The organism is Sivoneniella epilithica UHCC 1019, assembly GCF_040830845.1.
Taxonomy (GTDB): Bacteria; Cyanobacteriota; Cyanobacteriia; order Leptolyngbyales; family Leptolyngbyaceae; genus ULC077BIN1.
Genome location: NZ_JBFPDP010000035.1, coordinates 18,457 through 39,525 on the forward strand (window position 1 = coordinate 18,457; position 21,069 = coordinate 39,525).

Annotated in this window: 21 protein-coding genes and 1 tRNA gene; 13 read left to right on the top strand and 9 right to left on the bottom strand. The window is 49.2% G+C overall.

Annotated features, from left to right (window positions below):
- Nucleotides 1-64 precede the first annotated feature (64 nt).
- Nucleotides 65-1,792: a succinate dehydrogenase/fumarate reductase flavoprotein subunit gene (locus AB3R30_RS18680; protein ID WP_458650724.1), complete on the top strand. Its 1,728-nt coding sequence runs from the start codon at nucleotides 65-67 to the stop codon at nucleotides 1,790-1,792.
- 100 nt (nucleotides 1,793-1,892) lie between these two features.
- Here the strand turns inward: AB3R30_RS18680 and AB3R30_RS18685 are convergent, their stop codons facing one another.
- Nucleotides 1,893-2,951: an adenosine deaminase gene (locus AB3R30_RS18685; protein WP_458650725.1), complete on the bottom strand. Its 1,059-nt coding sequence runs from the start codon at nucleotides 2,949-2,951 to the stop codon at nucleotides 1,893-1,895.
- Nucleotides 2,952-3,694: 743 nt separating this feature from the next.
- Here AB3R30_RS18685 and AB3R30_RS18690 point away from each other — a divergent pair.
- The 4 genes from AB3R30_RS18690 (at nucleotide 3,695) to AB3R30_RS18705 (ending at nucleotide 7,571) form a co-directional block, all read left to right on the top strand.
- The gene (locus AB3R30_RS18690; protein WP_458650726.1) at nucleotides 3,695-4,510 is read left to right on the top strand and encodes a phytanoyl-CoA dioxygenase family protein; all 816 of its coding nucleotides are present in this window, start codon (nucleotides 3,695-3,697) and stop codon (nucleotides 4,508-4,510) included.
- Entirely contained in the window at nucleotides 4,485-5,513 is a 1,029-nt protein-coding gene (locus AB3R30_RS18695) for an aldo/keto reductase (RefSeq protein ID WP_458650727.1), read from the top strand. The genes AB3R30_RS18690 and AB3R30_RS18695 overlap by 26 nt, the downstream gene beginning before the upstream one ends.
- A 79-nt stretch (nucleotides 5,514-5,592) precedes the next feature.
- Nucleotides 5,593-6,951: an adenylosuccinate synthase gene (locus AB3R30_RS18700; protein ID WP_458650728.1), complete on the top strand. Its 1,359-nt coding sequence runs from the start codon at nucleotides 5,593-5,595 to the stop codon at nucleotides 6,949-6,951.
- A gap of 56 nt (nucleotides 6,952-7,007) precedes the next feature.
- On the top strand, nucleotides 7,008-7,571 hold the full coding sequence (locus AB3R30_RS18705; protein WP_458650729.1) for a 50S ribosomal protein L25/general stress protein Ctc: 564 nt from the start codon (nucleotides 7,008-7,010) through the stop codon (nucleotides 7,569-7,571).
- Between the two features lie 47 nt (nucleotides 7,572-7,618).
- On the opposite strand, the gene AB3R30_RS18710 is transcribed toward AB3R30_RS18705, so the two are convergent.
- From AB3R30_RS18710 to recQ, 3 genes are all read right to left on the bottom strand, one after another.
- On the bottom strand, nucleotides 7,619-8,551 hold the full coding sequence (locus tag AB3R30_RS18710; protein ID WP_458650730.1) for a phosphodiester glycosidase family protein: 933 nt from the start codon (nucleotides 8,549-8,551) through the stop codon (nucleotides 7,619-7,621).
- A gap of 168 nt (nucleotides 8,552-8,719) precedes the next feature.
- Nucleotides 8,720-8,938 carry a chlorophyll a/b-binding protein gene (locus tag AB3R30_RS18715; protein WP_458650731.1) on the bottom strand — a complete coding sequence of 73 codons (219 nt, stop codon included), beginning with the start codon at nucleotides 8,936-8,938 and terminating at the stop codon, nucleotides 8,720-8,722.
- Between the two features lie 121 nt (nucleotides 8,939-9,059).
- The gene (gene recQ / locus AB3R30_RS18720) at nucleotides 9,060-11,273 is read right to left on the bottom strand and encodes a DNA helicase RecQ (protein ID WP_458650732.1); all 2,214 of its coding nucleotides are present in this window, start codon (nucleotides 11,271-11,273) and stop codon (nucleotides 9,060-9,062) included.
- Nucleotides 11,274-11,725: 452 nt separating this feature from the next.
- Between recQ and AB3R30_RS18725 the strand changes: the two genes are divergently transcribed.
- The gene (locus AB3R30_RS18725; RefSeq protein ID WP_458650733.1) at nucleotides 11,726-13,087 is read left to right on the top strand and encodes a lipid-A-disaccharide synthase-related protein; all 1,362 of its coding nucleotides are present in this window, start codon (nucleotides 11,726-11,728) and stop codon (nucleotides 13,085-13,087) included.
- 2 nt (nucleotides 13,088-13,089) lie between these two features.
- Here AB3R30_RS18725 and AB3R30_RS18730 read toward each other — a convergent pair.
- The 5 genes from AB3R30_RS18730 to AB3R30_RS18750 form a co-directional block, all read right to left on the bottom strand.
- A tRNA-Ser gene (locus AB3R30_RS18730) sits at nucleotides 13,090-13,174 on the bottom strand.
- 312 nt (nucleotides 13,175-13,486) lie between these two features.
- The gene (locus AB3R30_RS18735; protein WP_458650734.1) at nucleotides 13,487-14,086 is read right to left on the bottom strand and encodes a KilA-N domain-containing protein; all 600 of its coding nucleotides are present in this window, start codon (nucleotides 14,084-14,086) and stop codon (nucleotides 13,487-13,489) included.
- A 157-nt stretch (nucleotides 14,087-14,243) separates the two neighbouring features.
- The gene (locus AB3R30_RS18740; RefSeq protein ID WP_458650735.1) at nucleotides 14,244-14,675 is read right to left on the bottom strand and encodes a hypothetical protein; all 432 of its coding nucleotides are present in this window, start codon (nucleotides 14,673-14,675) and stop codon (nucleotides 14,244-14,246) included.
- An 87-nt stretch (nucleotides 14,676-14,762) separates the two neighbouring features.
- Nucleotides 14,763-15,344: a hypothetical protein gene (locus tag AB3R30_RS18745; protein WP_458650736.1), complete on the bottom strand. Its 582-nt coding sequence runs from the start codon at nucleotides 15,342-15,344 to the stop codon at nucleotides 14,763-14,765.
- On the bottom strand, nucleotides 15,337-15,819 hold the full coding sequence (locus AB3R30_RS18750) for a hypothetical protein (protein WP_458650737.1): 483 nt from the start codon (nucleotides 15,817-15,819) through the stop codon (nucleotides 15,337-15,339). Before AB3R30_RS18750 ends, AB3R30_RS18745 begins: the two co-directional genes overlap by 8 nt.
- Nucleotides 15,820-15,944: 125 nt before the next feature.
- Between AB3R30_RS18750 and AB3R30_RS18755 the strand changes: the two genes are divergently transcribed.
- The 7 genes from AB3R30_RS18755 (at nucleotide 15,945) to AB3R30_RS18785 (ending at nucleotide 21,031) form a co-directional block, all read left to right on the top strand.
- On the top strand, nucleotides 15,945-16,154 hold the full coding sequence (locus tag AB3R30_RS18755; protein WP_458650738.1) for a hypothetical protein: 210 nt from the start codon (nucleotides 15,945-15,947) through the stop codon (nucleotides 16,152-16,154).
- A 62-nt stretch (nucleotides 16,155-16,216) separates the two neighbouring features.
- Complete coding sequence (locus AB3R30_RS18760; protein WP_458650739.1) at nucleotides 16,217-16,684, top strand: hypothetical protein; 468 nt, start codon at nucleotides 16,217-16,219, stop codon at nucleotides 16,682-16,684.
- A complete protein-coding gene (locus tag AB3R30_RS18765; RefSeq protein WP_458650740.1) occupies nucleotides 16,681-19,011 on the top strand; it encodes a transposase in 2,331 nt (776 codons plus the stop codon). Before AB3R30_RS18760 ends, AB3R30_RS18765 begins: the two co-directional genes overlap by 4 nt.
- A gap of 40 nt (nucleotides 19,012-19,051) precedes the next feature.
- On the top strand, nucleotides 19,052-19,768 hold the full coding sequence (locus tag AB3R30_RS18770) for an AAA family ATPase (protein WP_458650741.1): 717 nt from the start codon (nucleotides 19,052-19,054) through the stop codon (nucleotides 19,766-19,768).
- A 3-nt stretch (nucleotides 19,769-19,771) separates the two neighbouring features.
- On the top strand, nucleotides 19,772-20,377 hold the full coding sequence (locus tag AB3R30_RS18775) for a hypothetical protein (RefSeq protein ID WP_458650742.1): 606 nt from the start codon (nucleotides 19,772-19,774) through the stop codon (nucleotides 20,375-20,377).
- A 53-nt stretch (nucleotides 20,378-20,430) separates the two neighbouring features.
- Entirely contained in the window at nucleotides 20,431-20,742 is a 312-nt protein-coding gene (locus AB3R30_RS18780) for a hypothetical protein (protein ID WP_458650743.1), read from the top strand.
- Entirely contained in the window at nucleotides 20,732-21,031 is a 300-nt protein-coding gene (locus tag AB3R30_RS18785) for a hypothetical protein (RefSeq protein WP_458650744.1), read from the top strand. Before AB3R30_RS18780 ends, AB3R30_RS18785 begins: the two co-directional genes overlap by 11 nt.
- The last annotated feature ends 38 nt before the right edge of the window (nucleotides 21,032-21,069 follow it).

Consider the following 21,069-nt stretch of genomic DNA (forward strand, 5'->3'; position numbering starts at 1 on the left):
CGGCAGTGCTTCTTTGCCTTACAACTCAAAACTCAAAACTCAAAACTGTATAACTTCCTCCCTCATGCTTGAACACGACGTAATCATCATCGGTGGCGGCTTAGCCGGATCTCGTGCCGCCCTAGAAATCGTTCGCACCAATCCAACATTAAGCGTGGGGTTAATCGCCAAAACCCACCCCATTCGCTCTCATTCAGTAGCAGCCCAAGGCGGCATGGCGGCATCTCTGCAAAACGCCGATCCAACCGATAGCTGGGAAGCTCACGCCTTCGACACAGTGAAAGGCTCCGACTATCTGGCTGATCAAGATGCGGTTGAAATTCTCACCCGTGAAGCGCCCGACGTGGTGATTGATTTGGAACACATGGGCGTGTTATTTTCTCGTGCTGCCGATGGACGCATTGCCCAACGTGCCTTTGGCGGACATTCTCACAATCGCACCTGCTACGCTGCCGACAAAACCGGACACGCCATTTTGCATGAACTCATCTGTAACCTGATGCAGTATGGGGTCACTATTTACGACGAATGGTATGTGACGCGGCTGATCTTGGAAGACGGGCAGGCAAAAGGGGTGGTCATGTATCACTTGCTGGATGGACAGTTGGCGATCGCCCGTGCCAAAGCGATCATGGTTGCCACCGGTGGCTATGGGCGCGTCTACAACACTACCTCCAATGATTACGCCTCCACCGGCGACGGGCTAGCAATGACGGCACTAGCTGGATTGCCGCTAGAAGATATCGAGTTCGTCCAGTTTCACCCTACGGGGCTATATCCGGTGGGCGTGTTGATTTCGGAAGCCGTGCGAGGTGAAGGTGCCTATCTAATTAACCATGAAGGGCGCAGGTTTATGGAAGACTATGCCCCCAGCCGGATGGAACTGGCTCCGCGTGACATTACCTCACGGGCAATTACGCGAGAAATTCGGGCGGGGCGGGGGATAAATCCCGATGGCAGCGCTGGAGGTTCTTTCATCTATCTAGACCTGCGACACATGGGCAAGGAAAAGATTATGAGCCGAGTGCCCTTTTGCTGGGAAGAAGCCCATCGGTTGCTGGGAATTGATGCAGTGAATGAACCGATGCCCGTTCGCCCAACTGTGCATTATTCCATGGGCGGCATTCCGGTCAACACCGAGGGTCGGGTGCGCGGCAGTGCGACTGAGTTGGTGGAAGGCTTTTTTGCGGCAGGGGAAGCAGCCTGTGTGTCGGTGCATGGGGCAAACCGATTGGGCAGCAATTCTTTACTGGAATGCGTGGTGTATGGTCGCCGAACAGGAGCCGCGATCGCCCACTATATCCAAAACCGCAAGCTTCCTGACCTAGACGAAACCCATTATCTCACCGAAGCTGCTGACCAAATTCAAGCGTTGATCGATCAACCCGGCACCTATCGCATTGCCCAAATTCGGCAGCAATATCAAGATTGCATGACCCAATATTGCGGTGTATTTCGGTCAGAATCCGTCATGCAGGAAGGAATTGCCAAACTTAAAGAGATTCAGCAGCTTTATCGCCAAGTCCGGTTAGATGATAAAGGCAAAGACTGGAACACAGAACTGATCGAAGCGTTGGAACTTCGTAGCCTAATGATTGTGGGTGAAATGATTCTCACCTCCGCCCTGAACCGTAAAGAAAGTCGGGGTTCCCATGCGCGAGAAGATTATCCCGATCGCGATGATACCAATTTCCTCAAACATACCCTCACCTACTACTCTGCCGCAGGTATCGATATTCAATATATGCCCGTCATCATCACCCAATTTCAACCCCAAGAGCGCAAATATTAACCACTCAATCCCCTATTAAAATCACTATTATTTAGCCGTGCAATAGTGACATACAGCTTAGCCGTGCAATAGTGACATACAGCCACAAGCTCCGAAAGATCTACTTAGCTGATGCCGGGTGTTTTTCAAACACGCTCTTGGATATTTCAGGGTGTAGCAGACCATTAAGTAACGATGCCGGACGTTGACCATAGGGCCAAGCAAACGCATGTTTAAAGGCAGCATCTTGACAAGCCTGTAGTTGCTCAAATCCAATCACGTCATGGGTTAGAAGATTTTCATACTCAAAAGGTAGCCGAACGTTATGCAACCCAGCATTGTCCGTGCAAATCGCCATATCCACGCCTGCTTCAAAACAGCGATCGAAGACGTGTTTGAGTTGTGAAATGTCATCTAACGTTCCTGTTTTTAAATACGTTGTTGGACATATTTCCAAGCACTGCTTCTGTTCAGCGATTTGTTTAAGCAACTGAGGCTGCTGTAGCGGAATTTGGATTCCATGACCAATTCGCATTAAATAAGGCAGCAGTTCAGCATGACAGCCATCGCGAGTCTCGTAGAGGTGCCCAGTGGTATTCAACCCCAGCGATCGCGCATAGGCATAGAGCCGCACAAACTCTTCCATCCGTTCTCCATAGTGATTATCGCCCCCCGCTATATCGATTCCGCACACATAATCTCGATTGTGTGCCGCCAAATCAACAATGGCGCGGTTCACCTCATACGGCAACCTGACATGCATACACAAGATCTGGCTCGTCACAATCGGATACTCATTCAGTTGGCTAGCCTGCCCCACCACTTGCACAATTTCCGTCATCAAATCAATCCGCTCAGACTGACTCAAATGAGCAGGTGTCCGCAGATAAGGCGTATAGCGTAGCTCTAGATAAGCCAAATTCTCAAAAATATACGCTCCCCGCATCAACCGATAAATAAAATAGGGCAACGCTTCAACAGTCTGCACCCCTTCTACTAACGTATGAAGTTCCAAGTACTCATCTAAAGTATTACGAGGACGAGTATAAAAATCTTCAAACTCTGCATAGCCAGGAAATTGATCAACTAATTGCGAATCGTTACGTTGAAGATAGCGCCATAAAACTCTGGGAACAACCGAGCCTCCCAAATGACGATGCAGGTCAGCATATAAAGCCACAAAAACCTCTTGAAATAGTACGACTGGTCAGACTAATCACCATAAGTGAACTGACTACAAAAATGTTTCAGATTCCTAAAGTTTCAGAGCCTTTATAGATCATAGAAAATATTTATCAGTTCAGCATCTAACTAGCGTTCAACTGAATCATTTAGTTATTAAAAAATTAGTTGCAAACGATCGTTGCCAGGAAAACGTATTCAAAGAGAGTTATGAGAGTTTTGCTGACTCAAGCACCCTAGGACTTCAGGTAGATTGAGCTACCCTTTTTTGAAGGTTTTTTGAACACTCTCTACCACGTCTTGAGAATAATTATTGTTTTCACTTTGCCTGCTATAGAAGAACTTACAGAACTTTTACAATTTCTCTTCAAGGTTTATCGTTTCTTTATAGAAAAGAGCTTGAATATTCCATAATGTATAGAGAAATACAATAGCTTTGATAAGCAAAAGTCTACTACCTTACGGAAGAGATTAGGCTTTCAAAAACTCAACCTTCAGACGGTTGTTTAACAGCATTGGCTGTCGTGTGAAGTACTTAGAATTCTCCTTAAACCTCTTTCAAAAAGGAGGGAACTAGCCCAGAAGTGGGCAAAATTTCCCTTTTTAAAGATCTTGCGGAATCTCTATGTATTGCTACAAGCAGTAGAACTTTTAAAACGTCTTTTCAGTAGGACTTTTAAAACGTCTCTTCAGTCACAAAGCAAAGGAATCGTCAGTAGTTTCAATTAGGGGCACTAAACCATGAAGACAGAACGCCAAGTATCTTTTGAAAGAGATGGGTTTATTGTCTGTAAAGAAGTTTTCACAAAAGAGGAAATGAAAACTCTTTTGGAAGACATTAAGGAAGCTCAATTACGCGACGACAATGATACGTTGACGCGGGGTTCAATGATTTTCAGAATTAGCATCTTTTTCAAAAGTTTAAAGCTTCAACAATTTATTTCTAAGCAGAAAATTATAGATTTACTGAAGGACTTAGCGGGTCCAGATATTTGGGTACGTTGGGATCAAGCAGTTGCCAAAGGTCCTGGAGCCGATACTTTTCCCTGGCATCAGGATAATAACTACAGCCGTCTTCAGGATACACATTATCAATTTTGGGTTGCTTTAACCGAATCCAATGAAAACAACGGTGGGCTATGGTTGCAACCTGGTTCTCATAAGCAAAGTTTGCCCTATCGCAGGCTTGGACATGAGGTTGTGTATGACGGCGTACCGGAAAGTCCCATATTGATTACGGCTGAGCCGGGAGATGTGGTTATTTTCTCTTCGTTTACACTGCACAGTACTACGCCCAATATCACTCAAGAAACCCGTTGGGCTTATGTTGTTGAATACATGTCTCTTGATCATTATGATCCGTATGTTGAGCCGCCCTACTTTGTTGTGGCGCGAGATGGCAAATCTAGCCCAGAGTTTGTAGAGACCTATCGGGGTAAAGAGAACATGATGAATCGATTGAAGTATCAGTTGATTAATTGGAATCCTGATAAGTTAGTGCCTAGTTTGATTAGAAAGGTAAAGCAAACTTTTGGTTCACCATCGGGAAGCCGTTGATATGGTTGATATGGAGTACCGCATTCTAGGGCGCACGACTCTCAAAACGTCTGCGATCGCGATCGGAACTTGGCAACTCAGTGGACCTATCACCCTAGATGGCAAAGCTGATGGGTTCACGGACGTTGGGCGGGATCAGGTGATCAACTTGATTCACGCCTGCGAGGACTTTGGGATCAATACCATTGACTCCGCAGAAATCTATGGAGCCGGCGAAGGAGAGCGACGAGTTGGGGAAGCCCTGCGCGATAGACGCGATCGCTGGATTGTGAGCACAAAATTTGGCTTACGGCGGGGTGACACTGGAAAACGGGTCATCGATTGTCACCCGCAGACCATTCGGAAAAGCTTAGAAGGGAGTTTGGAGCGACTACAGACTGATTATGTCGATCTTTATCTGTATCACAGTCCTCCGAATGTTAAGTCAATAGAGGAAGGGAAGCAAATCCTAGACGCTTTGAAACAAGAGGGAAAGATTCGGTTCTATGGCATTTCTACCGATAATGCAGATTTAGTGGAACAACTGAGCCGCAAGAATGCGGTAGAAGTGGTGATGTTTTCCCAATCGTTGCTCACCTACCCTGAAAAAATGCTCGACTTAGTGCAGAGTCATTCTTTGGGCAGCATGATACGGGGAGTGTTTGAAGCGGGACTGCTGACTGGTAAATACTTTCAACATAAACCGCAGTTGACTAAGGAGGATATTCGCTCGTCTTGGATGAACGACGCAAAAACGGAACAGTATGCGGTTTACCAATCTTTGGTTCCGGCTGGCTTTTCGATGACTGCCCTTGCGTTACGCTATGTGTTGGATTTCGATACCACTCATACGGTGGTCTTGGGGGGCAAAGCGATCTCAGATTACCAAGATGCTCTCCAAGCCTTTCAACTTGCTCCACTGGATCACGAAACTCAAGCGGCTTTGGCAACACTCAGGCAAAATCTTCGACAAACATCGTTCAAACGTCGAGTTATCAATAAACTCAAACGCATTTTTGCATGAGTTTTAATACTGGGTTGACATAAAGGTCACACGGTCTTGATAATAAGAGTTTGTGCAAACTCTAACGCTATAAAAAGTCTTGGCTAACGTCATTGTGGTTGGTGCCCAATGGGGCGATGAAGGAAAAGGAAAAATAACAGATCTGCTGAGCAACTCAGCGGATATGGTCGTTCGTTATCAAGGCGGGGTCAATGCTGGGCATACCGTTGTTGTTAAGGATCAGACTTTTAAGCTGCACCTCATCCCGTCAGGTATTCTTTATCCTGATACAGAATGCATTATCGGATGTGGCACTGTTATTGATCCAAAGGTGTTGTTAGGTGAACTGGATCAGCTTCGGGAGTTAGGGATTTCAACGGCGAACCTGCTCATTTCAGAAACTGCCCATGTAACAATGCCTTATCACCGCTTAATTGATCAGGCATCGGAAGAGCGTCGGGGGGAACACAAAATTGGCACCACTGGGCGCGGAATTGGTCCGACCTATGCTGACAAGTCGGAACGAACTGGCATTCGGATGATTGACCTAATGGATGCCGACTCGTTGCGTAAGCGGCTTCGTTGGACGGTTGACTATAAAAATGTCATTTTAGAAAAGCTTTATAATCTCCCCCCGCTTGATCCGCAGGCTGTGATCGAAGAATATTTGGCTTACGCAGAACGCTTGCGTCCTCATGTAATTGATTCTTCGCTGCGAATCTACGATGCCATTCAACGCAAACGCAATATTTTGTTTGAAGGGGCACAGGGAACTCTGCTCGATCTCGATCATGGGACTTATCCTTATGTAACTTCCTCTAACCCGGTTGCAGGCGGGGCGTGTGTGGGCACGGGAGTGGGACCCACGATGATCGATCGCGTGATTGGCGTGGCAAAGGCTTATACGACCCGTGTTGGAGAAGGTCCTTTTCCAACAGAACTGCATGGGGAAGTGGGTGAGATGCTGTGCGATCGCGGCGCTGAATTTGGGACTACAACGGGACGGCGGCGGCGGTGTGGCTGGTTTGATGCTGTCATTGGTCGCTATGCAGTTCGGATAAACGGGCTAGATTGTCTGGCAATTACTAAACTTGATGTCTTAGACGAACTGGATGAGATCAAAGTTTGTGTTGCTTATGAAGTGAAAAATGAGCGTCGTCACGACTTTCCTAGCAATTCGCGTACCTTTGCTCATTGCCAACCGATTTATAAAACTGTTCCCGGTTGGAAGCAATCCACCGCTGATTGTCGCGCTTTAGAGGACTTGCCGCAGCAAGCGCTAGATTACCTCAAACTATTGGCAGAGTTGATGGAAGTGCCGATCGCGATCGTCTCCCTAGGAGCAAGCCGCGATCAAACCATCATCGTTGAAGATCCAATCCATGGACCGAAACGCGCTTTGCTCTATTCCAACGGCACCACTGCTGCCGAAATTCCCAGTCAAACCATTGAAGTCTAGTGGCTTCAACCGATGGCTAAAATTTGCTTCAACTCCTTAATCCTTGATTTTTTGTTATGAAACTTACGATTGAATGCCAACCTCGTCCGACTGGAAGTAAACCCAATGCTCTTCGCCAGTCTGGCAAATTGCCTGCTGTCTTATATGGACATAAGGGAACAGAATCTATTTCTCTAGTCCTGAGTGCAAAAGAGGCTGAACGGCTCATGAGACAAGCCTCGGTCAATAATACCTTGATCGATATTACGATTCCTGAAGTGCCGTGGGCAGGTAAAGCCTTGCTGCGAGAAGTGCAAACCCATCCTTGGCGAGGCACCCCTTACCACGTTAGCTTCTATGCCGTTGCTGATCATGGTGACTTGGAAGTGGATGTTCCTCTCCATTTTGTGGGGACTGCAACGGGAGTGAAGTTAGGCGGGGGATCTTTGGAAACTTCGATGGGATCTTTAGCCGTGCGATGTGCTGCTTCTGTGATTCCCGAAGGGATCGAAGTGGATGTTTCTGAGCTAGAAGTAGGCAGTGCAATTCATGTGAATGAACTCGTGATGCCAGAGGGTGTCGTTGCAGTATCTGATCCAGAGCGGGTTGTTGCGAGTGTCGTAGCGGGTCGCGATGAATAGTTCTAGATAAACGTCTATATTCATCGAATGGATTAAAAGCCAGGGAGCTAGTTCTCTGGCTTTTTGATGGGTTGAATGAGTAAGGCTGATTTAATCGATCGCCCAATCGGTTTGCCAGACTCATTTAACTTGCCGTAAAGGGTCTTGCCCTGATAGTGCAGTGACGCAGAACTGCCGCCATCTAGATTCATCGCCTTCTCGATTCCCAAGGTTTTCATAAAATTCGTTAGCTCTGGGATTGTCATACCACTGTTGTTCGGATCTTCTGGCTTTTGTGCCACCATCACCCAAATAATTGTATTGTTGCGGGTAATGCCGATTGCGCTCCGAGCATTGGGCTGATTGACTCCTAGCGGATCACGAATCACTTTTTGGTCGCGAATTTCTAAAAAGCCCTCTTCTGCTAAGGTTGCATTTGGCAACAGTTGAGGACCGGCACCGAGGGAATCTTGAAGCTGACAGTCGGCGCGAGGAATCGTTTGACGACGGGTAATGTCATACTGAACGACTTTTCCACATTGGTAACGGCGAAATTCAGAGCGATTGAGAATTTTATCGAGGTAGGGCAATAGATTAGGATTAGACATCAACCGCTGATTGTCTTCTGGTTTAGCGATCGCGTTCCCTTGCAATGTTACTGGCGAAATCGACTGTTGATTTTCAGGATCAAAGTAGCCTCCATTAATTGCAGCGATCGCCCCATATCGCTGAGCCAGTTTTCCAACAGGTTCAACGGTGCCCGATACCGCAGGCGTTACCAAAACCTGACTCTGGGGCGGTATTGATATGGTGTGGACTACGCTCCGCGCCAGTGTGTAAGTTTTGTATTCAATGGGTTGCGCGGTAGAGGGGGAAGCCGCGATTACGGTTGGAGCTTTGGACGGTGCGCTTGAGAATAAGGACGAGGTGGGCGATCTACAGGCAACCAGACTTACACTAATTCCCATTAAAATGAAGCATCCGATTTGAGCTTTACACATAATTTCTGCCACACCATACAGATTCATCTTAATGAGTGTGAGGGTGTTTCTAATTCACAGTTTAAATTCATGCAAAAAGCCCTAGGGAGAGCTAGGGCTGATGTAAGAAACTTCGTTCACTTCACGACTAAACACTTGCGGCTTTACCAGAGCCACAACCACAGCAGACTAAAGGTTAGACAGGTTGGTCAGAAAACCAATCACGCCATGACCTGTAAAAACTTCTAAAGCTAGCAAAGAGACAAAGCCAATCATTGCCATGCGTCCGTTGAAGAGTTCCGCATATTTAGTAAAGCCGAACTGAGGCTGGTCAGTGACGTACATTCTTGGCTCAACCGCATAAATATTTTGTCTGCCGCCTTCTTCAATCACAACGCCGCTTTTCATGAGAGTCTCCTAAATTTGCTTTTGTAACTTTATGTAAATTAATATAACAGATATTGTTACAAAATTGCAACATTAATTTAAGAATGTAACAAAATGCGGTTAATTTGCCCCTGGCAAGCCGTTAGGACTGCTCCAGATTTTCTCGTCGCCAGTATGCCTGCACGAGGTGAATCTCGTCATAACCGTATACTTCTCCCAAATAATCGCGAATTTGACGGCGTGAGTCCCCACCGACAGTCGCGATCGCGTGCAAAATTTTCTCTTGGCGATCCAGCGAAACTAGGCGATTGAGGGGAATGTCATAGTCCATCTCAATCAATTCTGCTAAATGGGTCATCACCGTACTCATTCGCAAGTTGCGCTGCTCGGCAATTTCAAATGGTTTGAATCCCTGTTGAAAAAGCTGCAAGGTCAGCTGATGGGTATCTGAGGGAGAGCGGGGAAAGGGTGGGGCACTAGAGGAAGCAGAAGCAGCAGAAGGGTTTAAAGAAAGCCCTTTTTCGATGCGGAACTCGCGAATCTTAGATAGAAAAACATCCCCATATTGGTCAAGCTTACGGCTGCCCACGCCGGAAATTTGGGAAAACTGAGCGCGGTTTAGCGGCTGTTGTTGTGCCATTAAACGCAGGCTGGTGTTAGCAAATACCACGTAGGGCGGCACGGATTGCTGATCGGCAAGACGCTTCCGCAGTGCTTGTAGCCGCTGGAAGAGAGCTTCGATGTTTTCATCCGTTTCGCCGCTAGTTTGTGCGGTTTGGGAACGACCCGGTGCCACGGCAACATTGACCGATCGCTGTTTTCGCAACACTTCCCAACTTAATTCGTTTAGCTTCAGCACCGAATAACCATCGCTGCTTTCATCGACTAAGCCTTGATGCACCAGCGATCGCCCCAACATGCGCCACTCCTCAGCGCTGCGATCTTTGCCGATCGCATAAGTAGACAACTTTTCATGCCCGTTTTGCAACACCCGTTGGCTTTTGGAACCGCGCAACACGTCTACTACATAGCCCATGCCGAACCGTTCCCGCACTCGCGCCACGCAAGAGAGAAACTTTTGGGCTTCAATCGTCCAGTCTTCTACAGGTTTAGGATTGCAGCAATTATCGCAATTGCCGCAGTTGCCCAGAAACGCTTCGCCAAAGTAACCCAACTGAATAATCCGGCGGCATTCCGTTGCTTCGGCATAGTTGACCACCCGGCGTAGTTGTTGGCTAGCAATCCGCTGCTCGTCTTCCAAGGGCTGACCCGTGGAGGGATCAACCTTTTGGCTAATCAAAAACTCCACCGTTTTAATATCACCTGCTCCATAAAACAAGATGCAGTTAGCGGGTTCGTCATCTCGCCCTGCCCGTCCCGATTCCTGGTAGTAGCCTTCAATGTTGCGCGGCAGATCGTAATGCACCACAAAGCGCACATCTGGCTTATTGATGCCCATGCCAAACGCAACAGTGGCAACCATCACCTGCACGTCGTCTCGAATGAAGCGATTTTGGTTGTCAGTGCGGGTTTCGGTCGTCAATCCCGCGTGATAAGGCAGGGCTTGAATCCCATCGTTTTGCAGTTTTAGCGCCAGTTCATCCACTCGCTTGCGGCTGAGGCAGTAAACAATCCCTGATCCTGGGGTTTTACGAACGATTTGAAGCAGTTCATCATAGGTTTGGCGCTGTTTAGGGCGCACCTCATAGTAAAGATTGGGGCGGTTGAAGGTTGCCAAGTGAACGACGGGATCTTTGAGGTTAAGTTGATCCACAATGTCGTGCCGCACTCGTTCCGTGGCAGTGGCAGTCAGCGCCATCACTGGAACTTGGGGATAGCTTTGGCGTAATTGCTGCAGTTGGCGGTAATCTGGGCGAAAGTCATGCCCCCATTCTGAGACGCAGTGGGCTTCATCAATCGCAATACTCGACACATACACCTGCGACAACCACTCACTGATTCGCCCATCGCCCAACAGTCGTTCTGGGGCAATATACAGCAGCTTTACCGTGCCATCTACCACGGCGCGTTCTCGTTCCCGCAGTTCGGCACCGCTGAGGCTACTGTTAAGAAAGGTGGCAGCAATGCCGTTATCTTGCAGTGCTTGCACCTGATCTTGCATCAGAGCGATCAAGGGCGACACGATAATGCTCAATCCAGGCTTTAACAGCGCTGGCAGTTGGTAGCATAGGGATTTTCCGCCACCCGTAGGCATGATCACCAGTACGTCTTGGTTTTGCAGCGACTTTTCAATAATCTGACGCTGCCCCGGTCGAAAGCTATCATAGCCAAAATAGTGCTTGAGGGCATGTTCTAGGGAAGAAAATTGGGTCGCGATCGCGGACTGAGTAGACATTGGCGAGTTACGAATGGCGAATGACGAGTGGCGAGGTACGAATGGCGAATGGCGAACTGGAAGTGATCAGGGGTGGGGGCGATCTTTAGATTCCTAAGCCCTGACCTAATGTGAAACTTTGGGGAGAAGAAGATCGTCCGTGGGAGTACAGGCGATCGCGTCCATTTAGGATACCCTAGGTGGCGCAGAATCAACCGATTGAAGGACAATTGAGTACTATATCCATACGGTATGATAATGACTTCCTTAATCTTTATATGTCTTTATATCTGGCTGTCAGCATAAAGAACTTAGACTCTGGTGCCTTCACCCTAAATTCCTTGTCTTTCAAGGGAGGGACTTTGAATATTACCTTCTCTTCTCTGGAGAAGGGTTGAAGGTAACGGGTTTGTATTTAGTTTCACCAACCTCTTTAGTTTTGTAAAAGTTTGGTCTTGTAAACGTTTTTATAAATGCCTGATTTAAAGGGATTGCTGCCATTGCTACCATCACACTTGCCCCGTTATTTTCCTTCTAAAAGACTACTGTGCCTGAGTAACGGACATGGGGAAGACATCATCGCAGTGCGGGTGCTTCAAGCGCTGCAAAAACAAGCAGACCCTCTTCAGATTGCGGCGTTACCGCTAGTGGGCGAAGGACGGGCTTATCACCAAGCAGAGATTCCCCTAGTGGGTGCGGTGAAAGCAATGCCATCGGGTGGTTTTTTTTGGATGGATGGTCGCCAATTAGCGCGAGATCTTCAGGGCGGATTGGTGCAGCTTACTTGGTCGCAGTTGCAGGAAATTCGGCGTTGGGCACAGCAGGGTGGCATGATTTTAGCGGTGGGCGATATTTTTCCACTCACTTTAGCGTTGCTGAGTGGAGTGCCCTATACCTTCATTGGCACGGCTAAATCAGAATATTATCTGCGGGATGATAATGGTAAACTCTTTGCTGCGGAGCGGTTGGATGCTTGGTCGGGATCGGTGTATTACCCTTGGGAGCGGTGGCTGATGAGCCGCGATCGCTGTCGGGGAGTCTTTCCACGCGACACGCTTACGACTCAAATTTTGCAAAAATTAGCGGTGCCAGCGCTGGATCTAGGCAACCCGATGATGGATGGGTTGGAGCCAACTGAAACGCGATCGCTCGTTTATAGCGAATCGGTTGCAAGTTTGCGCCGCTCTAGTTGGGATAGTGTCTCTATGGCACCGTCTCAGCAATCGGTAAATGTGTTGCTGTTGCCAGGTTCGCGGGTGCCCGAAGCCTACGATAATTGGCAATATATTTTGCAGGCAGTGGCAGGGGTGATCGAAAGTTTCACGGCTAAGCCACTACTATTTTTGGCAGCGATCGCGCCTACGGTTCGTTTAGAGCCGCTGCATGATGATCTAGAAGCCCAGGGATGGTCGCTCGTTTCTGCGGTTGGTATTTCTGCCAGTCGCCGCTTTCCCGATTCTGCCGCCCAGTGGTATCAGCAAGGAAAAGCAACACTTGTGGTGTCTCAACAGGCGTTTGCAGGCTGTTTACACCGAGCCGATTGCGCGATCGCCATGGCAGGCACCGCAACGGAACAATTTGTGGGTTTAGGCAAGCCAGTTGTCACTTTGCCAGGGAAAGGACCTCAATTCACGCCAAAATTTGCAGAAGCTCAAACTCGCCTACTGGGGCGATCGATTATTCTGGTACGAAATCCTACCCAAGTGGCTGATGCGCTACAGTCCGTCTTACAAAACCCAGAACAGCTAGAGCAGATCGCTGAAAATGGTCGCCGTCGTATGGGCGCTCCAGGTGCTGCCCAGCGGATCGCCAATTACTTAATGCAGCAGTTTTAGAACGGAGAGGGGGGGATTCGAACCCCCGTTGAGTTACCCCAAACTTGATTTCGAGTCAAGCGCATTCGACCACTCTGCCACCTCTCCGTTTGTGATCCTACCATTTTATATCCAGCGATCAAAGATCAAAAGATCGCTGTAGTATGTTTGGGAACATCTGAATATACACTGCACCCTATCTTTGTAACTAGGCAATAGGATCTAGATCGACGGGCTGAGATGGGATGAAGAGGGCTGAGGCGGGATGACGGGTGGGGTGGGGAATACGGGGGATGGGGACGGGGAAGTAGGAAAAATGGGCGCGGCGTTAGGTTTGCGATCAAATTGGTGAAAAAGTGGGCGAAGGAAAGTTGGTGTGGCATTAGGTTTTAGATCGGCATTAGGTTTAAGATCTAAAACCTAATGCCGCGTGTGGTCGGTGATGATGTGTTCATATTCGTTGCCGAGCTTGGTGAGATGGTGTTTGATGAATTGCAGGTTGAGGCTGATTGCGTTGTAAGTGCTTCTGTAGCGCGTTTCTTGGTCGTTTCCTGAGAACAAATCAAGGGCTTTTAGCAAGCCGTGAGCGTCTTCTAGATGCCTCAAGCTGCGATAGACATCTTCTTGCCAGATCATGGCTTCAACTTTGGTTGTGGTTTGAGGATCGGGGGTGACTGGCTGTTTGCTGGCGTTTGCCCAATCGAACACCCAGCGGCTCACTTGCAGCGCAAAGGCAGGGCTGCACCATTGGGCAAACTGGATTGAGATGAAGGGATGCGCCCAGGTGCCACCACCTTTTCCTTCGACTGTGAGTAAAGCTGAATCTAAACTACCTCCAATTAGAGGTAGTTTAGATTGCTGAGCTTCAAACTCTGCAATCAAATCCTTGGTTTCTTTTGTTTTGAGCCAATTATCGACCCGTTTGCCAGCGGCTTTAGCCATTTGATTGAGGTTGATATAGCCATCTTGGGGACGTTGCTGAATGCTGGCGCTGTTGACTTGATGGATGATAATAGACATGCTGGGTCTCCTTGGTTTAACGATTTTGGACACAGAGCTAGTGGGCTTGGTGGAGCCGCGACTAGCACAAATATACTATAAAGCTAAAGCAAAGCCCCCTGGGATGACCGAGGGGGCTTTGCTTTGAGGGGTGAAACTACCTCAGATGTGAGGTAGTTTATTTTTCGAGGGCTTCGCTGATGGTGTAGAACTCGGTTGTTTTGCCTACGGCTCGGAGCTTTACTTTGGAGCAGGCGAAACCGAGGCATTGCTCGACTGTGACGGGGATACCGGGTTTGAGAAGAATGATTTTGCCTTCTGCGAGGAACTGATTCCAGGCGGCTTTATCGCCTGCTGCGCTGAAGCCTATGGCTTTATCTAAATCGGCTTCTGTGGCGGCGGCAATGTAGCCGTCTTTGGTGGTGACAGTGCCAGTGGGAGCCGTAGAGCCAGTAGGAGCGGTAGGAGGTGATGAGCTAGCCCCGCTGGAGTCGGGCTGAGGCTTGGAAGGGAAGATGGATGTGTAAATGACGAGTACCAGAAAAGCAAGGGCGAAAAAGATCCCAAAGGTGACTATGGGGCTGGCTTTGGGCGGATTTTTGGGGTTCATAAAGGTGATTGAATTCAATAGGTTAAGGGTGCCCCGATTGAGGCACCCTCTAACGCATACTAGGCGGAATTGCATATTCAGGAAGGATTAGGCGGGAACTAGGGTTTGTTCGGGGAAGACGAGAAGGGCTACGAATTGCTTTTCGGGGTAGGGGATGGCGATCGAGCGGAAGGGGATGCCTCTTGTGGGGCTGTTGTAGAGGTAGCTTTGGGGTTTTCCGGTTGCTACTGCCTGGTCATGATTGGCGATGACGATTGAGCGCATTGGCTCTGGGAGTAGCTCCATTGCTTTATTGCCAATCATTTGATCGTAGGGAACGACGGTTTTGCCGGGGTGCCCTGCATCTAGGTATTCGAGGTAGGTGCCATCGTAGTGGATGACGAAGATTGAGGCTTTAAGCCCAATGGCTACGGGGGTGATGGTATCGATAATTTCTTGGAATGGCTGCATTGTAGGAACCCTTTTTTTGATTTTTAGTACTGGATATTCGGTTTTGCCGCAGACTTGAATTGTAACGAGTTTAACTTGCGGAAAATGGCGTAGATAGGCTTCTAGCTCTTCCCTTCTGCCCCATAACTCAACGGCAATATCGAAATTGAAACACTCAATTATGAAATTTCCACATTGCTGCAATTGAAAATCTAATTTTGACAGCAAAGAATCATTCATCGGCTTGACCCGCTTCTGATAGAACCTGATTGAATTGCAAGCGCTCTTCGGCGGTGGGACTTCTGCCAGCTAAGACTTCCTGTACTGCATTGGGATTGATTCCGTGTGATGCGAGACGGGTTTGCAATTCGCTGGGGCTGATTTGATTGAGAGAAAGCCATTGCCAGAGATAAGAGGTGTAGGGAGAAGGAGGTACGGCTGATGGCTGATGCTTATATTCCCCAGCGCGTTCTTTTGCTACTGGGGTTATGGAGGTGCTTTCTTCAATTTCTGGCTCTATCAGTGAATAGAAGTGGAATCGAGCAGTTCTAGGCAGGGATGCAACGATGCTGAGCAAATTAATCGACTGCATATCTTGATGCTTATTTCGATATTTAGAAATCATCTGGGGGTTGATTCCACTCGCCTCAGCAAGGGTTGTGGCTTTGATGCCGAACAGTTTAAGCGTTTCGTCGAGTGCGTCGCGAGGGTCCATTTCGAGTCCTGTGAAGGGTTCCACAGGATCTAGAGTAGAAAGTGTTGTCTCTTTAAGCAATTGCATATTGCAACATTTCCAAAGTGGGTTACTATCAATTTTAGCCTTTGTTGTCGGACTAGACAATGACTCTAGAAGAATTTATGGGAGAGAGTTTGGGGCAAATTGCCCAAGCTTCCGGTATAGACCGCTTTCGCTGGTGCAAATATTTCCGAGGACGAATTTCGCCTACGGAGCGAACTTTGGCGCGTGCAGCTAAAAATTTAGGTATGCCGCTACCAGAGTTGATGCAAGGAGTGCAATTAAAAAAAGAGTTGTCATCTAAGACAAGTTAGTTTAGTCTTAGTTATATTGTCTTAATAGACAACAGTCTAGAAAGTCGGATGAGGTTAGCGTCATGGCTGAAAAAATTGAAATTTCTAAGGACTCCGAAGGGAAGATAACGCTGTTTGTGCAGATAGAGGATATGCCTGCTCGATCTGTTGCCCGGAAATTGCGTGAAATCGCAGCGCTTTTGAGTCAATCACCAGACTACAAAAGGTTGGACGATGCAGGCGGTGATTATCAGTCGGAAGATTTGTGGCTAACGGTTTCAGAGGTTGCCGATGTGGTGGGAATCTCTGTAAGAAATATGCAGAATCGGCGTAAGACATGGCAGGGGCAAAGGTTTTTGGCTGGGACAAGCAAAAAGCTATTTCCTGTTGAAGGAATGGACGCTTTGACTCAGAAGCAATTAAGAGAATCGGATCTTATTAGTGGCTACAAAAAAAGGTTTAAGAATCGGATCTTGTGCGGCGTTTTAAGGGAATCGGAAGGAATCGGATCTCAGAATCGGATCGAATCGGAAGAGGGCATTAATCCATGAATCCTTATTTTTCAATCGCTGAAATAGCTACTGCGCTTGGAATTTCTGACCGTGTTGTTCGGATTAAATCTGAAAAATGGGAAGGTGGGCGCAAACGCTCAAAAGGTAAGGGACTTGAGTATCCGATCACGCTTCTACCTACGGAGATTACTGAAGCACTGAGGGAGGGCTACCCCGATCGCTTCCCCCAACCGGAGCCATTGCCGCAAGTAACGCCAGTGCCCGTGATTCCGCATTATGACGATGAGAATCCGACGTTTCGGAACAAATCTGAACAGCGGCTTTCGGCAAAGCTGGAGATTAAGCGGATGTTGGACAGGGAATGTCCTAGAAAAATGTCTCCCATGGGAGACATTGAGCCTGGGGGGAAGACAAATATTTTGGGGTGCTATAGCGAGTTTGCGCGGCGCTATAACGCGGGTGAATTGGCGATTCCGGGGTGGGTGAGGGAAGTGGTGAGGAGTGTGAGCTATTCGACGCTTCAGAACTGGTGCAAGGCGCTGAAGACGGGCGATACGCAGGCGTTGGCGGGAAATTATCGGGGTGGGAAGACCAACTTTATTAAGAGCAATGCTGGGGTGATGGCTGAGGTGGATGGGGCGATCGCTCACCAGGGGAGTGTGGCTAGCCCTAAGCGGGTGCTGAGGGTGCTGAAGAGCTATTCGGATGAGCCATTAATCCAGGCTTTGACGGTGGATCAGCTTAGACGGTATATGGACTGGATGAAGGAGAGTAAGCCTGCGAAGTGGTATGAACTGACTGACCCGAAGGCGGCGAAGAACCGGACGCGGGTAGCCTTTGGGCGGAAGAGCTTAGATTTGGTGCCGAATCAGTTGTGGGAGTTGGATAGCTCGGCTACAGATGTTGCGCTGTTCCCTTCGGCTATCGCTCAGGGAACGTCGGCTATCGCTCAGGGAACGTCGGCTATCGCTCAGGGAACGGGACAGGGAGCAAAGAGACATGCGATTGTGGCGTGTGTGGATGTGGCGACACGACGGGCGCGGGTGTTGGTGGCTCCGACTTCTAAGAGTGAAGCAATCCTATTGCTGTTGATTCGGTGCCTGAAAGAGTGGGGTAAGCCGGATGGGTTGAAGCTGGATAACGGGAAGGACTATGCCAGCCGTAGGGTGAAAGACTTTTGCACATCTTTAGGCATTGAGATTGAACACTGTACGCCGTTTTGCCCGTGGGAAAAGCCCCATGTGGAGCGCTTTTTTGGCACGTTTAATCATGACTTGCTGCCTGTGCTGCCGGGGTATGTGGGTAGCAGTGTGGCGGAGCGATCGTCTTTGCGGGAACTGAAGGGCGAGGACAAAATTTTAGAACTGGCGATGAGTGCTGAGGACTTCCAGCGGTGGGCGGATTGCTGGATTAAGGAATATGAGAACCGCCAGCACAGCAGTTTGGGCTTTTCGCCGATTGAGAAGCTTGCCAGCTATCGGCATGTGGATTGGAAACAGGTGCGGTTGGCTGAGAGCCAGCGGGAACTAGAGATTTTGGCGTTGCCGCGTAAGACCTGCACGGTTTCGCGCCAGGGCATCAAATTGAACAACCGACTATATATAGAGGCGAATTTAGCGGATGTGATTGGGGAACGGGTGACGGTGCTGCACGATGCGACGAAGCCGGAGCGGGTGTTGGTGCTGGATGAGAGCGCTACGCGGCTGATTTGTGAGGCGCAGTGGGATACGAGCCTGACTTCTGAGCAGATTGCGGAGATTGCGGCTAAGAGCAAGGTGATTCAGAAGGCGGTGAATGAACTGCCTAGCATTGCTCGGAGGGCGGCGAAGAGGAAAGATCAGGCGATCGCCAAGAATCCTGAGAAATTTTTCGACAGCAGCGGGAATGCGGATGTGACGGCGATCGAGATTGCCGTGGATGAGATGCATTCTGAGATGGGGCAGGCGATTCGGGCTTTGGATCAGCCGAACGTCACCCAATTTAGGAAGTATGAGCTTTCGGAGGAAGGGCAGCGGATTGTAGACGAGGCAGGGGCGTGGAAGAAGAAGCCGAAGCAGGTAGAACGCCGCGCCTATGCGATTGATCGCCCGTGGCAGGGCTTTTGGGCGGATATGTACTCGCTGCCCAATGCCCAACGCTATACGGATGAGATTTGGATGCTAAATGAGGAGTTTGCCCAGCGCTGGGAGCGGAATAACAAGGCGATTTGGGAGATTGCCAAGGAATTACGCCAGTGGCAAGCAGACAACTTTGTGCTGACTCCTTTGATGGAATTGCTGGTCTCCGATGCGGAGGACGCAGACAAGCAAAAAGCCCTGGATGATCACAGGGCTTCATATCCACCGCCGAAGGAAGCGGCGGTTTAGGCGCAATGCCACGGTATTAAACGATTTGAGGATTGCAACTGTGACCAAGATAGCACAAACAAAAAACTACTCGAAGCTGAATGATGCTTATTCCAAACTCTCGGATAAGCGAGAGCAGGATGATAGCTTTTGCCTGGTGTATGGGGCACCGGGATTGGGTAAAACCCTCTGTAGCTGCAACGTTTTGATTCGGGCAAACGGCATTTTTCTCAGAGCAATGCCGGGATGGACTCAAAAAGCCGTAGTGCGAAAGCTGCTGAATGAGTTGGGGCAAGACTTTCGCGGTACGAACGCGGAGGGATTGGAAGAAGTAATTCGCCTAGTGGGGGAGAATCAGCGCCCCATCTTTGTAGACGAGGCGGATTTTCTGTTCAACGATTCCCGATGCCTGGAAACTTTACGGGCTGTACACGACAGCGCGGGGGTGCCTGTGATTTTGGTGGGGATGACGACGCTGCCAGGGGCACAGGGCATAGATCGGCGGATTAAGCGCTATCCGCAAATCAGCAGCCGGATTACGCAGTGGTGTGAATTTTTGCCTGCGGATTGGCAGGATATTCGGGCGATCGCCCAGACCTGCTGCGATGTGGAGGTGGAGGACGACTTGCTAGAAAAGCTGTTGCTCCAAAGCCGGGGGAATTTTCGGCTGATTCGCAGAGCAATGGTGAAGATTGGCAGAAAGGCGAAACTGCTGCGGACACAGAGTATATCGAGTGCCCAGTATGGCGATGACGAATTATTTTTTCAGGCGAGCTGAGTGATGGCAAGACCCATTGGAGCGACAACCCAGAGTAGGGCAGAACAGCCAGCCGGACGGGAGGCGCTGTGGTTGGCAATGCGATTTTTGACGGTATTTACTACGGAGGACTTGATGGATGCGACGGAACAAAGCTTTGCAAATAGCTACAAATATTGCTCTCAATTGCTTAAGGCTGGCTATTTGCGGCTATGCCAGAGGGCGAATGGGGAGCCAGGGCGATTGAATCAATATCGGCTAATTCGCAACAGTGGGGCGCTACCTCCCATCCCTGCGAAAAACGGCAGCGGAACCTATGACCCGAATACTGGCGAAACGCATTTAGCCCAGGAGATCGCGGCTCCTGATTCTGGCAGACAGAAAAGCTGGGATTTGCTGAGGGCGGGGGGAAGCCATACGGCTAAGAGCCTGAGTGAGCAGGCTGGCATCACGATTGAGGGAGCGCGACGCTTCTTGAATTCGCTGGCAGGGGCGGGGTATTTGGGGGTGGAGTGTGGCAATGGCAGGGCGGATTACAAGCGGTATTGGCTGGTGAGGAATTCGGGCGATTTGTGCCCAGTGGTGAGGCGGAATGGGGCGGTGCAGGAGCGGAATAGACCCTCACCCTAGCCCTCTCCCACAGGAGAGGAAGACAGGAAGTAAACACGAGAAGGAGATTGAATATGACGACTGGATATATGCCGGAACCAAAGCCAGAGCAAAGAAAACTGGATGTGAGTGTATTGCCATTGCAGTTTCAGATGGTTTTTAAGGTCTATGCGGATTATTTGAGGATGTCGCCTGAGATAGCGATGGATCAGGCATTGCTAAATTTTCAGGATGTGTTGGTGGGGAATGCGCTGATTGCCCATTTGCGGGGTGAAATCCAAGAAATGGAGCGGCAAATTGCGCTGTTGCACACGCGGCAACGCCAGATGATGCACTCGCAAGCGACTCGCAATTTGGATTGTGGGGGTGATTCTCATGGGGCTTGAAGCAATTGAAAAGATTGAGCGAGATTACAGCCTGAGTGCTGAGGAATTGGCGGAATTGCGGCAATTTGCGAAGGATTTGAAAGATCCACGATTTAACCCGACCTGCCTTGCAATGGAGGCAAAGCTGCAATTTTTGTTGGTGCGGCGGGATCACGGGATGCTGCAAAAGGCAGTGCGGGAGTCGGGTTTGGGATGGTGTGACAGATGGCGATTGCAGCGGGGTGAGAGTTTGCCGGATAGACGACCGGGCTATTCGCCGTTGCGGGAAGACAAGCCGAATTTTAAATAAGACCCTCTCCCTAGCCCTCTCCCACAGGAGAGGGGACA